Genomic DNA, 15334 nt, shown 5'->3' with positions numbered 1-15334 from the left:
CTGGTCACTACCGAGCCAGGCGCAGGCAGGGACGAGGGTGGCCGGGGCCCCTGCGAGATGTGCGACCAGTACGGGCACATGATCCGCGCAGCCGAAGGACGCGACGAGACCGACCTCGCGCGAATCCTCATACGCGGCATGGCCCTCCACCTCGACGCCAAGCACCCCACCAACTCGGCTCGGTCATGAGCCACCGTCGTCGCGAGGCTCTCTACATCCTCGCCCTCACGGCCCTGGTGCTGGCACTCACCTACGGCATCACAGGCCGGTGAACCACGTGGACACCGGCGCGGAGCGGCTCGCTCGCCCGATGTCCCCAAGGTTCGCCGCAGCCGGCCAACTGGCCGGCCGGGGCGTCTGCCCCCGTCCCGTGGGCCCCGACGCCTCTGACAGCCGGCAGGACAACTGACCCCCGCCCCGGGCGGGCCGCACGCACCGGCTTCCACTCCATCGCGTGACAGCCGCGGCACCGAGGCGGGTCCCCGAGAAAACCGAACAGAGGAGGAGCACGATGCACGCACTGGTTCTCCACGTCGATCCCGAGGACGACGAGCCTACCCAACCCGCTGACGAGCCCGACTGCGGCGACGGTACCGGCTGCGGCGGCGACCGATAGCAGCGCCAACCGCCCGGCGTCCGGTCAACGGGCGCCGGGCCCTACGCGGAAGGACGCGGGGGATGCACTGGCACGCGTATACGTACACCGGTGGGCAGGTACCGCCGGACAGGGAGGCCCGGGATCCCCAGTCCGCGACGCCGCCGAACACGATCTCGCAGTGGTTCCGCAAGCCTCAGCACATGCGCGCGGGCACCTTCACGGATCCGGAGGAGGTGTTCGCGTGGCTGGACCAGGAAGTGCGCGAGGCGCCACCGAGCGCTCTCGACGGGAAGCTGGACTACCTGCGGGCCAGTGTGGACCGGCACGCGGACGCCTACGCGGGATACTACTCCCGGGGCCAGTTCGTTGTACGGGTCGCGCTGGTGTGCCCGCGGCCCGGCGAACGCTGCCCGGACCCACCCCGATAGCGCCCTGCCCGCCCGCGCTTCTCCCGTCGCGGAAGGGCAAGATCATCCCTCGGGTAGGAGGGAGGTCGGCGGAACCTCGAGCGCTCGTGCGAGGTGCGGGCCGGTCGAGAGGCGGGGACGTGATGCCCGGACCGCCATTGGCGTCCGGATCGTCGAGCGGAGCCTTACTCGGCCTCCAACCCCTGACACGGTCAGCCCTTTCCGCCCGCCGGGCTCTTGGCGGTAGCCAGCACGCTCAGGGCCGCGGCGCACAAGGCCGCGCCCAGTAGCAGGACCGTGCGTAGGGGAGTGGTGTCCACGACGCGGCCTCCGATGAAGGCGCCCAGGGCGATCGAGGCGTTGAAGACCGAGGCGAACAGCGCGCCCGCCGCCTCCCGGGTCTCCGACGCCGTCGCCAGCACGTAGGCCTGGCTGCTGACCGATACCCCGCCGTAGAACACGCCCCACAGCAGCAGGACGCCGATCGCCGAAGGGGCGTGCCCGCCCAGCACGGCCAGCAGCGCCATCGTCGCGCCCATGCCGGTGCTGAGCACCAACAGAACCCGGCGCGGGGTACGTGAGGCCGCCGTGCCGGCCGTGAAGTTGCCGGCGACGCCCGCCGCGCCGTAGCCCAGGAGCAGCACGCCGATCAGGCCGGGGGCGACCCCGGAGACCTGTTCCAGGAAGGGGCGGACGTAGGTGTAGGCGGCGAATTGGCCGATCACCAGCAGGGTCAGGAAGAGCATGCCGGTGCGCAGCGGGACGTTCCCGGCGAGCCCGGCTAGTTCGCGGGGGCGTACCGCGCGCTCGGCGGGCAGCGCGGGCAGGGTCAGGGTCAGGGCCAGGGCGACGAGCGCGGTGAGGCCGGCCGCGGCGAAGAACGCGGCCCGCCAGCCGAGGGTCTGCCCGAGCATGGTGCCGGCCGGGACGGCGAGCACCGAGGCGATGCCGATCCCGGCGAACACGGTGGACAGCGCCCGGCCTACCCGCGCGGCTGGCACGAGGCGTACCGCGAGGCTTGCCGCCAGCGCCCACACCCCGCCGTGCGCCACCCCCGCCGCGACCCGGGCGAGCAGCAGCACGGTGAGCGAGGGGGCGAGTGCCGACAGCAGGTTGGCGGCTGCCATCGCGGTCATCAGCGCCGCCAGGAGGATCCGCCGGTCCAGGCGGCCCGCGAGCAGCGGCAGAGTGGGGGCCGCGACGGCCGCGGTCAGGCCCATGAGGGTGACGGTGAGCCCCGTCGAGCCCTCGGAGACGCCCAGTTCGCCACTCATCGGGGTGAGCAGGCCGACCGGCAGCATCTCGGTCGCGGTGATGGAGAACGTGGCGCCGGTGAGGGAGAGGACGGCGAGCCAGGAGCTGAGCGGTGCCCGGGGCGTCGTTCGCCGCGGGACGGGCGTGGTGACGGATTCGGTCATGGATCCAGCCAACGCCGCGTGACCTGCGGGAACAACGGCGGACTTCTCATCCTTCCATGAGCGGGGCTCATCGATGAGCCATCGGTGTCGATGGAGAGGAGCGGGCGTGGACGCGCGAACGGGCAGGGTGACGGGCACGGGCGGCACGGAGATCCACTCGCTGGAGATCAGGGAGCTGGAGTGCTTTCTGGTGCTGGCCGAGGAGCTGCACTTCGGCCGCGCGGGCGAGCGGCTGTACGTGTCGCAGAGCAGGGTCAGCCAGCTGCTGCGCTCGCTGGAGAGCCGCGTCGGCGCCCGCCTGGTGGAGCGTACGAGCCGCAGGGTGGCGCTGACCCCGCTCGGCGAACGCTTCGTAACCCGGCTGCGCCCCGCCTACGGGCAGCTGGCCGACGTCGTGGACGAAGCGCGGTCGGCGGCCCGCTGTGTGGCGGGTCGCATGCGCCTGGGGTTCCTGGGCAGCGCCAACCACCGGATGACAGCGGCTCTGGGCCTCTTCCACGCGCGCCATCCCCGGGTGGAGACGAGCGTCGTGGAGGTCACCATGGCCGACCCCTTCGGGCCCGTGCGGCGCGGCGAGGTGGATGCCGCGATCGTGTTGCTGCCTGTGCGGGAGCCGGACCTGGTGCTGGGGCCGTGCTTCGAGCGGCAGCCCTGGACCCTCGCCGTCGCCGCCAACCACCCCCTCGCGGGCCGCGCGGCGCTGGACGTCGAGGAGTTGGCGTCGACCCCGCTCATCGCCGCCGGCCCGCCCGCGCCCGCCTACTGGCGCGACCACCAGGCGCCCCCGTACACACCGGGCGGGCTGCCCGTGCCGCGGGGGCCCGCCGTCATCACGCTCCAGGAGGGGCTGGCGACCGCCGCCGCCGGGCGCGGCGCCATGCTGTTGTGCCGTCCGACGGCCGAGACCCATGCGCGCGCCGACGTGGCCTTCGTGCCCGTCACCGGGCTGCCGCCCTCGGAGCTGGGCCTGGTGCACGCCAGGGGCGCGGACACGGCAACGCTGCGCGCCTTCGCGCGGGCGGTCGGCGACCCGGCGGAGGAGCCCGCGGCGGGCGTGCTCAGCCCTTGACCGCGCCGCCCAGCAGGAATCCGCCGCCCAGGCGGCGGGAGATGAGGACGTAGAGCAGGATCACCGGCGTCGAGTAGAGGATGGAGAAGGCGGCCAGCTGCCCGTAGACGACGGCGCCGTAGTTGCCGAAGAAGGTGAAGATGCTGACCGAGGCGGGCATCTGGTCGGGGCTGAGGATCAGCATGAACGGGACGAAGAAGTTGCCCCACATCATCACGAAGCTGTAGATCGCCACCACCGAGACGCCGGGACCCATCAGCGGCAGGATGACCCGCAGCAGCGACTGCCCCCAGGAGGCGCCGTCGGTCCAGGCGGCCTCCTCCAGGACCTCGGGCACCCCGTCCATGAAGTTCTTCATCAGCCAGACGGCGAAGGGCAGTTGTGAGGCGGCCAGGAACAGCGCCGTGCCGTACATGGTGTCGATGAGGTTGGTCTGCACGAACAGCCCGTAGACCGGCACCATCACCGCCGTCACCGGCAGGCAGGTGGTGAACAGGATGCCCAGCAGATAGGGCCGGGCGAAGCGGGATCTGAAGCGGGAGAGGGGATAGGCGGCGAGCGCGGCGCACACCACCGTCAGCGCGGTCGCGCCGCCGCACAGCACCAGGCTGTTGCGCATCGGCGTGAAGGTGATCTCGTCGGTCAGCACCGCCGAGAAGTTCTCCAGGGTCGGCGAGCCGGGCGGCCTCACCCGGAGGGTGGCCTCCGCGTCGAGCGAGGCGAACACGAGCCACGCCAGCGGGACGACGAACGCCGCCGCGACGACCACGAGTCCGGCGTCGGATGCCAGGCGCCGCCGTGTGCCGCGCGTCACTGTCCGGTCCTCCTCATCGTGAACACTTCCTGGTCACGAACTGTCCCTCCGTGTGGAAGAGTTGGAATTACCGGGGTCGTTGTGTCCCGCGTGGCCGACGGGAGTACCGTGCTGTCACCCGCCGTCCGCTCTTCGCGCGGCGTGGTTCTACCGGAAGGACAAACATGACAGCACTGCGCCTCAGATGGCAGCGGTCGGTCGCCATCGCGGCGACGGGTGCCGCGGCATTCCTCGGCACCGCGATAGCTGCGGCGCCGGCCCAGGCACACACTCCCAAGTGGTCCGTGGACTGTTACTCGGTCCAGATCGACTTGACGAGCTACGCCCAGGACAAGGACAACACCGTCACGCTGAAGGCCGGCGACAAGACGCTGCTGACCGAGACCTTCAAGGGTCAGTTCCACAAGAAGGTCGATCTCCCCAAGCACACCAAGCCGCTGACCGTGACGGCACAGGTCAAGGCCGGGGACGACGACAAGTACTCCTGGGGCCCGGAGACCAAGACCTCCCCGGTCTGCGCCACCAAGCCCCCGAAGCCGACTCCCACCGAGGAGCCCACCAAGCCGGCGCCCACCAAGCCCGCGCCGAGCAGCACTCCTTCGCAGACGGAGAAGCCGCAGCCCACCGCGCCGGAGTCCAGCACCACCGCTCCCGCGTCCAACCCCCAGGGCGGTGGCGAGAACCTGGCTGAGACCGGTTCGTCCAGCAACACCCCGATGATCGCCGGCATCGCTGCCGCCGTGGTCGTCGTCGGCGGCGGACTCGTCGTCTTCGCGCGCAAGCGCCGCTCGACACAGGGCTGATCCGGGGCTGACCCCCCGTTCAGCCCCGCACAGTACGACCAGCACCACCAGCACCACCGCCCGGCGGCCCGCCCCACCCGGCCGCCGGGCACACTGCGTCGGGGGCGGTTTCGTGGCCGGGTGCATCGTGGCGGACGGCATCTACACCTCCTCGCGCATCAGCCGCAGGTACACCACGGAGAACAGCGCGCCGACCACGAGCAGCAGCAGCGCCACGGCCGTGCCGTAGCCGATCAGCGACTTGGTGAAGGCCTGGTCGTACATGAACACCGGCAGCGTCTCGCTGCGGTGGGCCGGGCCGCCCTTGGTCATCGCCCAGATCAGGCCGAAGACCGACAGCGTCTGGAGCGTGTTGAGCATCAGATTGGTGCCGATCGAGCGGCGGATCATCGGCAGCGTGATGTGCCACAGCCGCTTGAGGCCGCCGGCCCCGTCCACCTCCGCCGACTCGGTGACCTCCTGGGGGATCTCCGAGAGCGCGGCGGAGTAGACGAGCATGGAGAACGCGGTGCCGCGCCACACGTTGGCGAAGGAGACCGCGAGGATCGGCAGCGTGAACATCCAGTTCTGCGACGGCAGCTGGAGCCACTCCAACACCGCGTTGAGCTGGCCCTCCTTGTGGAAAAACGTGTAGAGCAAGAAGCCCGCCACGATCTCCGGCAGCACCCACGCGCTGATCACGATCGCGCCCGTCACCGCGCGCACCACCCTGGAGGCACGCCGCATCAGCGAGGCCAGGGCCAGGCCGAGGGTGTTCTGGCCCACGATCGAGGACAGAAGGGTGAACACCAGCGTCAGGACAACCGAGTTGCGGAAGTGCTCGTCCCCGAAGGCCCGGGTGAAGTTGTCGAACCCGACGAAAGAGGCCGACTCCTGTCCCGTCAGCCGCATGTCGGTGAAGGCGATCGCGACGCAGTAGAGGATCGGCCCTGCCAGGAAGAGCAGCAGGACGACGGTGGCCGGGGCGATCGGCAGCCAGCGCCAGCCGTGCCGGGGGCGCCCGCCGCCCCCGGGAGGGGGAACGCGCGCGGGGTGCCGGGTGGGCGTGGTCTGGGACAGGCTCATTTGCCGATGACGGCGCCGTCGGCGATGCCGTCGAGCTGCTCGTCGTAGGACTTGGCGGCCTCCCCGGGCGAGGAGTCACCGGTGGCCACCGACTCCGTCGCCTCCGTGATGGCCGTGGAGACCTGCGGATAGACGGGCAGGGCCGGGCGGTAGTGGGTGTTGGCGACCCGGTCGGTGAAGAACTTGATGCCGGGCATCGACTTCAGATAGCGCGGGTCCTTGGCCACGTCCTGGCGAACGGCCACCTGGGAGCCGCGGATGCACCACTCGACCGCCTTCTGCTTGGTCTGCATCGTGCGGATCATCTTCCAGGCCAGCTCGGGGTTGCGGGACTTCTGCGGGATGGACCAGGTCCACCCGCCCGACATGCTGACCTCGCCCGGCGCCGCGCCGCCTTGCGTGGGCATCGGCGTCAGGCCCATCGTCTCCTTCCACTCGGGCCACGGCTTGCCGCCCGTCTTGATCCAGAACTGGCTGAGCCAGGAGCCGTCCAGCGCGATCGCCAGCTTCCCCTTGGGCAGCAGCTCGGTGGCCACGTCGGAGGTGACGTTGGGATCGACGGCCTGGTCCGCCGAGGGGCCCAGCTTCTCGCCGTAGAGGGTGTCGAGGAAGCCCAGGCTGTCCTTGAAGCCCTTGCCGCCCTTGACCCACTTCTTGGCCTTCGGGTCGTAGAGGGGGTTCTTGCCGGTGCCGTAGAGCAGCATCTCGAAGCCCTGCATGGCGGTGGCCTCGCCGGCGCCCTTGCCCGCGAAGACGTTGAGCGGGACGACGCCGGGCAGCTTCTTCTTCAGGGTGCGGGCGGTATCCAGCACCTCGTCCCAGGTCTTCGGCTCCCAGTCGGTGGGCAGCCCCGCCTTCTTGAACAGCTTCTTGTTGAACCACAGGCCGCGGGTGTCCGTGCCGTCGGGCACGCCGTAGGTCTTGCCGTCCGCCGCGCTCGCCGCCCGCTTGGCCGCCGGCTCGAACTGGTTCCAGTCCTTCCAGTCGGCCAGATAGTCGTCCAGGGGCCGCAGATAGCCGCTCTTGATGTCGGAGTTGATGAGGAAGGTGTCCTCGTAGACCAGGTCCGGAGCGGTCTTGGGAGACCGCATCATCTGCTGGATCTTTGTGTAGTAGTCCTGTTGCGGCGCCTGAATGGGCACCAGCTCGACCTTTTTGCCCTTGTTCTGCTTCTCGAACTTCTTCGCGACGAACTTGAGGTAGTCGTCGCGGAAGGTGACCTTGTTGTCGGTCTCCTTGTGGAAGGCGATCCGGACGGTGTTCTTGTCCCCGGCGCCACCGCCCCCGCCGCAGGCGGCGAGCGTGCTCGCGGCGAGCGTGGTGAGCGCGGTGGTCAGCAGGAGAACTCTGGTTCGCGGAGCGGTGGGGCGGCGCACGGCACAACCTCCTCGGCCAGGCTGGTGTCCGTACGGTGACGCTGCCCGGGCACGAGGTCAATACGGCGGAGCCGGCTGATCGGTGCGCGATGCGGGCGACGGGGGACCGGGCGCCGACGGGGGAACGGGTGAGGGGCGGCGCTGCCATCGGCGGCGCCGCCCCTCGTCGTTGTCCGGTCAGCCCCCGTAGCCGGCCAGGATCTTGGAGAACTCCCACTGCTGTTGGTCGATCCCGCTGCACGAGTCGCTCGCGCCGCCGCCCGCGCAGGGACGGTCGCGGTTGACGGACCAGAAGCTCACCCGGGACAGATTCTTGGACTTGGCGTAGTCCACGATCTGCTGGAAGTCACCGGGGGAGACCGACTCGCCCTCGACATCGGTCTTGCCGTTCATCGAGGAGAGGCCCGACTTCTTGTACGCCTCCTCGTCGGAGAGCCCGTAGGCCGCCTTCACCTGGTCCTTGAGGCCGTCGACGGCGGACTTGGTGGCGCCCGCGATGTCAGTGGTGCCGTCGCCGAAGTCGAAGGGCATGACCGTCCAGGCGTCGACGTCGAGCTTGGCCGCCGCACCCTTGTTGATCAGGTCCTTGCCGTTCTCGTTCGGGCCCTTGGTGGTGGTACCGAAGGTCACATAGACCTTGATGCCCGCGTTCTTGTCCTTGACGATCTTCAGCGCGTCGATGACCCGCTGCCGCACCTCGGCGTTCTCGACCTCGCTCGACTCGATGTCGATGTCGATCGACTTGAGCCCGTAGGCGTCGATGACCTTCTGGTAGGCGCCCGCCAGGTCCTGCGCGCTGGAGCACGCCTCGCCCAGCTTGTTGCCGCTCCAGCCGCCGATGGACGGCGTCACATCGCCGCCCGCCTGCTGGATCGCCTTGATGGCCTGCTCGTCCTGGCCGCCGCCGAGCGGACGCTGTCCGTCCCAGGCGGGGGAGCAGCCGCCGTCCGAGAGGATGAAGGCCATGGTCAGCTGCTTGGTGCCGGTCTCCTTCAGGAAAGAGACCGGGTCCGGCGGGTTGCCCCAACCCAGGTAGAGGTAGGGGCCGTTCATGCCGCTGGGCGTCGCGGCCTTGGCGTCGTCCGGGCCTTCGGGTGAGGCCTGGGCGTTCACCGCCGGCGCCGAGGCGGCGATGACGGCGGCGACTCCCGCTCCCAGACCTATGGTGAGTCTGCGGCGGGCCTTGCTGCGGCGGTGGGGGGTGGTGTGGGGGGACACGTGACTCTCCCTGTCGGAAGACCGGTTGGTGCCGCCGCACGCTAGCGAGGAAGTATTGGTATAGACAATAGGAGCGGACAGAAACGTCAGGGAGCTTTACTGTCACTCGCCGTGCCGGAGCGCCACACATAGTGGTGCTCGGGCCGCCCCACCAGCCCGTACCGCTGCCGGCGGTCCGCGTGCCCCGTGGCGACGAGGTGTTCGAGATAGCGGCGCGCGGTGATCCTGTTCATGCCGATCCGCACGGCCGCCTCACTCGCCGTCAGCCCCTCCCGCGCCGAGTCGCGCAGCTCGGTCGTCACCCTGGCGAGCGTGCCCGAGCTCAGCCCCTTGGGCAGCGCGGAGGACGCGGGTGCCGCGCGCAGCACCGAGAGCGCGTGGTCCACCTCGTCCTGGCTGGATGCCTCGCTGCTCGCCTCGGCGGTCGTACGGAAGTCCGCGTAGCGCAGCAGGCGGTCGCTCAGCGACCGGAACGTGAACGGCTTCAGCACGTGCTGTACCACGCCGAGCGAGACGCCCTCCCGGATCACCGTCAGATCCCGTGCCGAGGTCACCGCGAACACGTCGGCCCCGTGCCCGGCCGTGCGCAGCGAACGCAGCAGCTCCAGCCCGCTGCCGTCGGGCAGATACAGATCCAGCAGGATCAGGTCCACCGGCCCTTGTTCCTCCAGCGCCCGGACGGCCTCCGCGCGCGTGTGCGCCACCGCCGCGACCTTGAAGCCGGGCACGCGCGTGACGTACAGCGCGTGGGCGTCCGCCGCGACGGGGTCGTCTTCGACGACGAGGACGCGCAGGGTCATGTTCCCTCCCCGGGGAGCGGCAGCCGGACGATGAACTCCGCGCCGCCGTCCGGTCGTTGACTCGCGGTGACGTCCCCGCCGTGCCGACGCGCGGTCTGCCGGACGAGCGCCAGCCCGATACCGCCGCCCGGCTTGGTGGACCAGCCACGCTCGAAGAGGGTGTCACCCGCGCCCGGAGGGAGCCCCGGCCCATTGTCCGCGACCTTGATCAGGAGCTCGGGGGCCGGGGTGCGCTGGATGGTGACGGTGACCCGGGGGCCCCGGAGGAACGGGCGGGGCTGGGGGACGCTCGACGCTGCCTCGACCGCGTTGTCGATGAGGTTGCCCAGGACCGTCACCAGCTCCCGGGCGGGCAGCCCGGCCACGTCGTCGACGTGCGAGTCGGGGGTGAGCGCCAACTCGACCCCCCGCTCGTTCGCCTGGGCCGCCTTCCCCAGCAAAAGCGCGGCCAGCACCGGCTCGCCCACCGCCGTGACGACCTGATCCGTCAGCGCCTGCGCCAGCTCCAGCTCTTCCGTGGCGAAGTGCACCGCTTCCTCCACGCGGCCCAGCTCGATCAGGGAGACGACGGTGTGGAGGCGGTTGGCGGCCTCGTGGGCCTGGGAGCGGAGCGCTTCGGTGAAGCCGCGTACCGAGTCCAGCTCGCCCGTGAGCGCCTGGAGCTCGGTGTGGTCGCGCAGGGTGACGACCGTGCCGCGACGCTCGCCGCCGTCGACCGGCGAGGTGTTGACGACGACCACGCGCTGCCCGGTCAGGTGGACCTCGTCCACCCGCGGCTCGGACGCCAGCAGCGCGCCGGTCAGCTGCTTCGGCAGGCCGAGGCCCGCCACGTCGCGGCCCACCAGCTCGCCCTGGCCGCTGAGGCCGAGCAGCTCGCGTGCGCCGTCGTTGACGAGCGCGACCCTGCGCTGTCCGTCCAGCATCAGCAGCCCCTCGCGTACCGCGTGCAGCGTCGCGTGGTGGTAGTCGTGCATCCGGCTCAGCTCGGCCGCGTTCATGCCGTGGGTGTGGCGGCGCAGCCGGGCGTTGATCACGTATGTGCCCAGGCCGCCGAGCGCCAGTGCTCCCCCCGCGACCGCGAGCAGCACGGTGAGCTGGTCGCTGACCCGCTTGCCGATGGTGTCCACGGCGATGCCCGCGCTGACCAGGCCGACGATCCGGCCGCCGGGCCCGGCCTCCCGGACGGGGGTGACGACCCGCACGGAGGGGCCGAGGGTGCCGGTGTAGGTCTCGTCGAAGATGCGGCCCTTGAGCGCGGGCCCGATGTGGCCGACGAAGCGCTCGCCGATGCGCCGCTTGTCGGGGTGGGTCCAGCGGGTGCGGTCGGTGTCCATGATCGTCACGAAGGTGACTCCGGTATCCCGCCGTACCCGCTCCGCGTACGGCTGGAGCCGCGCGCTGGGGTCCGGGGAGCGGATCGCCTCGTGCACGGAGGGTGAGTCGGCCACGGCCTGGGTGGTCGCCCGCGCCTGGTGGGTGGCCGCGTCCCGGGCCTGCGACCGGGCGGAGAGGTACGTGAAGACCGCGCACCCCGCGACGACGGCCGCGACCAGCACCACCTGCATGGCGAACAGCTGTCCCGCCAGGCTGCGGGGGCGGGATCGCGCGGGGGTGCGGGGACGGGGGACACGCATGGTTTCAGTCTGCCGCTCCGGTTCACGTGCACGTAATGCACGTAAGGGTGACGCCGGTCGCACCTTGCTGCATAGTCACCGGGAATTAACACGATCCGCATCCGCGATTGCCGCCCCGTAAACGGGCGACCGGGCGGAACCGACCCACTGACGAGGAGCCGCCGACGTGTCGAAGAAGACACCGCCGCAGGCCGCCGCAGACACAGCGCCGGCCGCACCGAAGGCGCGAAAGGATCGCACCCACTACCTCTACATCGCGGTGATCGCCGCCGTGGTGCTCGGCGTGACACTCGGCCTGGTCGCGCCAGGGGTGGCAACCGAGCTGAAGCCCCTGGGCGAGGGATTCGTCAACCTCATCAAGATGATGATCTCGCCGATCATCTTCTGCACGATCGTGCTGGGCATCGGCTCGGTCCGCAAGGCCGCCAAGGTCGGCGCGGTCGGCGGGCTCGCGCTCGGCTACTTCATGCTGATGTCGCTGGTCGCGCTGGCGATCGGGCTGGTCGTCGGCAACATCCTGGAGCCCGGTCAGGGGCTGCACCTGACCGAGGCGGCACGGGACGCGGGCGCCTCGCAGGCCAAGGGCGGTGAGGGCCTGACCGACTTCCTGATGGGCATGATCCCCACCACCATGGTCTCCGCCTTCACCGGGGACTCGGTTCTCCAGACGCTGCTGATCGCGCTGCTCGTCGGCTTCGCCCTCCAGGGCATGGGCTCGGCGGGCGAGCCGGTGCTGCGGGGTATCGGGCACATCCAGAAGCTGGTCTTCCGGGTGCTCGCGATGGTCATGTGGGTCGCGCCGGTCGGCGCCTTCGGCGCGATGGCGGCGGTGGTCGGGGAGACCGGTGTGGACGCGCTGAAGTCCCTCGCGGTCATCATGATCGGCTTCTACATCACCTGTTTCCTGTTCGTCTTCATCGTGCTCGGAACGATCCTGCGGCTCTTCACCGGCATCAACCTCTTCTCGCTGCTGAAGTACCTCGGCCGGGAGTTCCTGCTGATCTTGTCGACCTCCTCCTCGGAGTCGGCGCTGCCCCGGCTGATCGCGAAGATGGAGCACCTGGGCGTCAGCAAGCCGGTCGTCGGCATCACCGTTCCGACCGGTTACTCCTTCAACCTCGACGGCACGATGATCTACCTGACGATGGCCTCGATCTTCGTCGCCGAGGCCACCGGTGATCCGCTGTCCATCGGCGAGCAGATCCCGCTGCTCATCTTCATGTTCATCGCCTCCAAGGGCGCGGCCGGCGTCACCGGCGCGGGCCTGGCCACCCTCGCGGGCGGCCTCCAGTCGCACCGGCCCGAGCTGGTCGACGGGGTCGGCCTGATCGTCGGCATCGACCGCTTCATGAGCGAGGCCCGTGCGCTGACCAACTTCGCGGGCAACGCCGTGGCCACCGTGCTGATCGGCACCTGGACCAAGGAGATCGACAAGGCCCGGGTCGCGGAGGTGCTGGCCGGACGGGTGCCGTTCGACGAGCGGACCCTGGACACCGAATACGGTCCGGCGCCGAGCCACGACCCGGTGGGCCCCGGCCAGTCCGGGGAAGCCCCGGTGCCCGCGCCGGACTCCGGCCCGGCGCCCGTCAGCACCGTCAAGGCCGGCAAGGTCAAGGCCTGACGACTGCCTCTGCCCGGCCGGGCAGGCGGCCCCGACCGGGGCCGCCTACCCGGCCGGAGTACGTCGGGGACGTCGTCAAGGGGCGAGCCGTCGCTCCTCGTGCCATCGCTTGCCGTCGAAGCGGTCGATCCAGAGCGGGCGGTCCTTCGCGAAGCCGCGCGCGTCGAAGGCGACGGTGCCGAGCTCGCCCTTGGCCTTGACCTTCTTGAGGTTCTCCGCCAGCGACGTGCGCCGCGTCTCGCCCGAGGAGGTCTTCTGCTGCCGGGCGAGCGCGGCGGCCACGGCGAGCGCGGCGTCGTGTTCGAGGGCCCTGGCCGCCTTCGACCCGAGGGGCGAGGAACGGTAGCGGCGCAGGCCCTTCGCCTCCGGGCCCTCCGGCTCCTCGGTCTGCACGTCGGCCAGATCGGGGTCACAGTTCGCCGCCGCGGGGAGCGGAACGAGCACCGGGCCCCGGAACTCCGAGCGCAGCAGGTCCGCCGTCGCGAACGCCCCGCTGTAGGAGAACTGCGGAAGCAGCACGGCGTCCGCGTGCTCCTTCTTGACCCGGGAGTTGAGGGACGGGCCGTTGTCATCGGTGCCCGAGTCGTCGAGGAAGACCGAGGCCTTCCCTCCGCTCCGGGACGCCTCCTCGCGGAGCTGCTCGGTGAACTGCTCACTCAGTCCGTAGTCGCCGACCAGCGGGTTGCGCGCGCCGTAGGTCTGCCGCAGGTAGGAGACGAGCTGCGCGGCCACGCGGCCGGGAGAGGGCTGGAGCCGGAACGAGTACTTCCCGGCCGTGTCCAGGTCCTCGTCCTCGCCGGGCTCGCCACATGTGCTGATCGTGACCGGCGGCGTCTCCCCGTCACCGTCGGGGCCGGCGTAGTCGTCGGGACCGGAACCGGCGGAGGTGCCGGAGGTTTCTCCGATGACGGCCAGGACATCGGGATACCGCTTCTCGATGTCGTCGAGGCCCATGGCGTCGCTGTCCACGGCGACCACGTCGACGTCGGCCTTGAGCCCGAGGGACTTCCGGGCCTGGTCGAAAGCTTTCCTGACCGGCGCGGCGCTGTCCTCTCCGGTCGCGGACGGGCTGGTGTAGACGACGGTGTGTTCGCCCGGCCCGTCGCTGCCCGGCGTGGACTCGGCCTCCGGGTCGGGCGCCGGTGGGTCCGTGTCGAAACTGGCGCGCGGCGCCGCCGTCGGCGCCAGGGGATCGGCCTCGCCCTTGTCAGCCTTCGAGTCGTCGTCGACCCCCATGGCGACGCCCACTCCCGCGAGCAGGACCACGCCGAGTGAGATGCCGACGAGCGCGCGTACGGGCTTGCGGGGCGAGACGGGGGACGACTTCAGCTCGGGCGTCGAGGACTTCAGCTTCGGTGTGGCGGTGGGCCGGGGCGCGGGATCGGCGCCCGGCTTGTTCCCGCGTGCGGGGCCGGAACGCACCTCATCAGGTGCCTCCGCCGCAGCCGTCCCCTCTGCCTCTGCTTCCGCCGCGGCCTTCCCCGCTGTCTCCGACGCTGCCTCCGAGGCGGCTTCCGGCCCGGCCTCGCCCTCGGCGTTCTCGGCCTCGCCCTCCGCTTCCTCGTTCCCCCTGGAGTCCTCGGCCGCCTCCGCCTCCTCCGGTTCCACTGCCTCCTCGTCCTCTTCCGGCTCCTGTATATCCGCCCGGAGCGCCACGAGCCGCGCCCGTGCCTCCTGCGCGTCAGCCGGTCGGTCGTCGGCCCGCTTGGCCATCAGGTCCAGGATCAACCGGTCGACGTGGACGGAGAGTTCGGCGCGTGCCCTGCTCGGGCGCAGCGGCACGTCGTTGAGGTGGTTGTACATCACCCCGGCCGCGGGGCCGACGTACGGCGGGCGCCCGATGAGGAGTTCGTAGAGCACGCAGCCCAGCGCGTACAGGTCCTCGCGCCCGTCACCCGGCTCCATGCGGAACCGCTCCGGCGCCATGTAGAGCACGCTGCCCAGCGGCATGTGTCCCGTGCGGGTCAGCTTCGACTCCGCCTCGACGGCCTCCTGGAACTTGGCGATGCCGAAGTCGAGGACGACGGCCGTGCCGTCCGGGCGCACCATGATGTTGGCGGGCTTGATGTCGCGGTGGACGACGCCCGCCGCGTGCGCGGTGCCCAGGCCCCGGCAGATCTGTGCGGCCCAGTCGAGGGCCTGCCGCACGGGCACGCGGCCGTCGTCGCGCAGCACCTGCTCCAGCGAGCGGCCCTCGATCAGCTCCATCACGAGGTACGGGGTGCCGTCGTGCGCGCCGTGGTCGTGGATGGTGGCGATGTGCGGGCTGTCGAGGGCCGCCGCCGCGCGGGCCTCACGGCGGAAGCGGCCCAGCAGTTCCGTGCGTTCTTCGCCCTGGACGTCCTGGGGCGGGGAGAACAGCTTGAGGGCGACCTCGCGCCCCAGGTCACCGTCGCGGGCCCGCCAGACCTCGCCCATGCCTCCGGCGCCGAGCTTGTCCACCAGCTCGTACCGCCCGCTCAGCACCCGCCCCCGCACAGCACCCCCCAGGCCCGAACTTACGTGCAAGGG

At 70.8% G+C, this 15334-nt stretch carries 12 protein-coding genes; 4 read left to right on the top strand and 8 right to left on the bottom strand.

The window, feature by feature from the left end; all coding sequences use genetic code 11:
• The first annotated feature begins 678 nt into the window (after window positions 1–678).
• Complete coding sequence (locus OHB04_RS13135; protein ID WP_326807495.1) at window positions 679–1026, top strand: hypothetical protein; 348 nt, start codon at window positions 679–681, stop codon at window positions 1024–1026.
• Window positions 1027–1217: 191 nt separating this feature from the next.
• On the opposite strand, the gene OHB04_RS13130 is transcribed toward OHB04_RS13135, so the two are convergent.
• Window positions 1218–2423: an MFS transporter gene (locus tag OHB04_RS13130; protein ID WP_326807494.1), complete on the bottom strand. Its 1206-nt coding sequence runs from the start codon at window positions 2421–2423 to the stop codon at window positions 1218–1220.
• A 151-nt stretch (window positions 2424–2574) separates the two neighbouring features.
• On the opposite strand from OHB04_RS13130, the gene OHB04_RS13125 reads away from it, so the two are divergent.
• Complete coding sequence (locus tag OHB04_RS13125) at window positions 2575–3492, top strand: LysR family transcriptional regulator (protein ID WP_326809442.1); 918 nt, start codon at window positions 2575–2577, stop codon at window positions 3490–3492.
• On the opposite strand, the gene OHB04_RS13120 is transcribed toward OHB04_RS13125, so the two are convergent.
• The gene (locus OHB04_RS13120) at window positions 3482–4306 is read right to left on the bottom strand and encodes a carbohydrate ABC transporter permease (protein WP_326687864.1); all 825 of its coding nucleotides are present in this window, start codon (window positions 4304–4306) and stop codon (window positions 3482–3484) included. The genes OHB04_RS13125 and OHB04_RS13120 overlap by 11 nt on opposite strands.
• 164 nt (window positions 4307–4470) lie before the next feature.
• Here OHB04_RS13120 and OHB04_RS13115 point away from each other — a divergent pair, with 164 nt between their 5' ends.
• The gene (locus OHB04_RS13115; protein ID WP_326687863.1) at window positions 4471–5109 is read left to right on the top strand and encodes an Hsp20/alpha crystallin family protein; all 639 of its coding nucleotides are present in this window, start codon (window positions 4471–4473) and stop codon (window positions 5107–5109) included.
• A gap of 141 nt (window positions 5110–5250) precedes the next feature.
• Here the strand turns inward: OHB04_RS13115 and OHB04_RS13110 are convergent, their stop codons facing one another.
• The 5 genes from OHB04_RS13110 to OHB04_RS13090 all read right to left on the bottom strand — a co-directional run bounded on the left by OHB04_RS13110 (window position 5251) and on the right by OHB04_RS13090 (window position 11202).
• A complete protein-coding gene (locus tag OHB04_RS13110; protein WP_326807493.1) occupies window positions 5251–6174 on the bottom strand; it encodes a carbohydrate ABC transporter permease in 924 nt (307 codons plus the stop codon).
• The gene (locus tag OHB04_RS13105) at window positions 6171–7550 is read right to left on the bottom strand and encodes an extracellular solute-binding protein (RefSeq protein ID WP_326807492.1); all 1380 of its coding nucleotides are present in this window, start codon (window positions 7548–7550) and stop codon (window positions 6171–6173) included. Before OHB04_RS13105 ends, OHB04_RS13110 begins: the two co-directional genes overlap by 4 nt.
• A gap of 177 nt (window positions 7551–7727) precedes the next feature.
• Complete coding sequence (locus OHB04_RS13100) at window positions 7728–8768, bottom strand: chitinase (protein ID WP_326687860.1); 1041 nt, start codon at window positions 8766–8768, stop codon at window positions 7728–7730.
• 86 nt (window positions 8769–8854) lie between these two features.
• Complete coding sequence (locus OHB04_RS13095; protein ID WP_326687859.1) at window positions 8855–9568, bottom strand: response regulator; 714 nt, start codon at window positions 9566–9568, stop codon at window positions 8855–8857.
• The gene (locus OHB04_RS13090) at window positions 9565–11202 is read right to left on the bottom strand and encodes a sensor histidine kinase (protein WP_326687858.1); all 1638 of its coding nucleotides are present in this window, start codon (window positions 11200–11202) and stop codon (window positions 9565–9567) included. The genes OHB04_RS13095 and OHB04_RS13090 overlap by 4 nt, the downstream gene beginning before the upstream one ends.
• Window positions 11203–11368: 166 nt before the next feature.
• Between OHB04_RS13090 and OHB04_RS13085 the strand changes: the two genes are divergently transcribed.
• The gene (locus OHB04_RS13085) at window positions 11369–12823 is read left to right on the top strand and encodes a cation:dicarboxylate symporter family transporter (RefSeq protein WP_326687857.1); all 1455 of its coding nucleotides are present in this window, start codon (window positions 11369–11371) and stop codon (window positions 12821–12823) included.
• A gap of 75 nt (window positions 12824–12898) precedes the next feature.
• Here OHB04_RS13085 and OHB04_RS13080 read toward each other — a convergent pair whose 3' ends face one another.
• Window positions 12899–15331 (bottom strand): serine/threonine-protein kinase, encoded by a 2433-nt coding sequence (locus OHB04_RS13080; protein ID WP_326807491.1) that lies wholly within the window; start codon window positions 15329–15331, stop codon window positions 12899–12901.
• Window positions 15332–15334 lie beyond the last annotated feature (3 nt).

Source organism: Streptomyces sp. NBC_01775 (genome assembly GCF_035917675.1).
Taxonomy (GTDB): domain Bacteria; phylum Actinomycetota; class Actinomycetes; order Streptomycetales; family Streptomycetaceae; genus Streptomyces.
The sequence above is the reverse complement of the archived record's forward strand: the minus strand, read 5'-3'. Positions and strand labels throughout refer to the sequence as shown.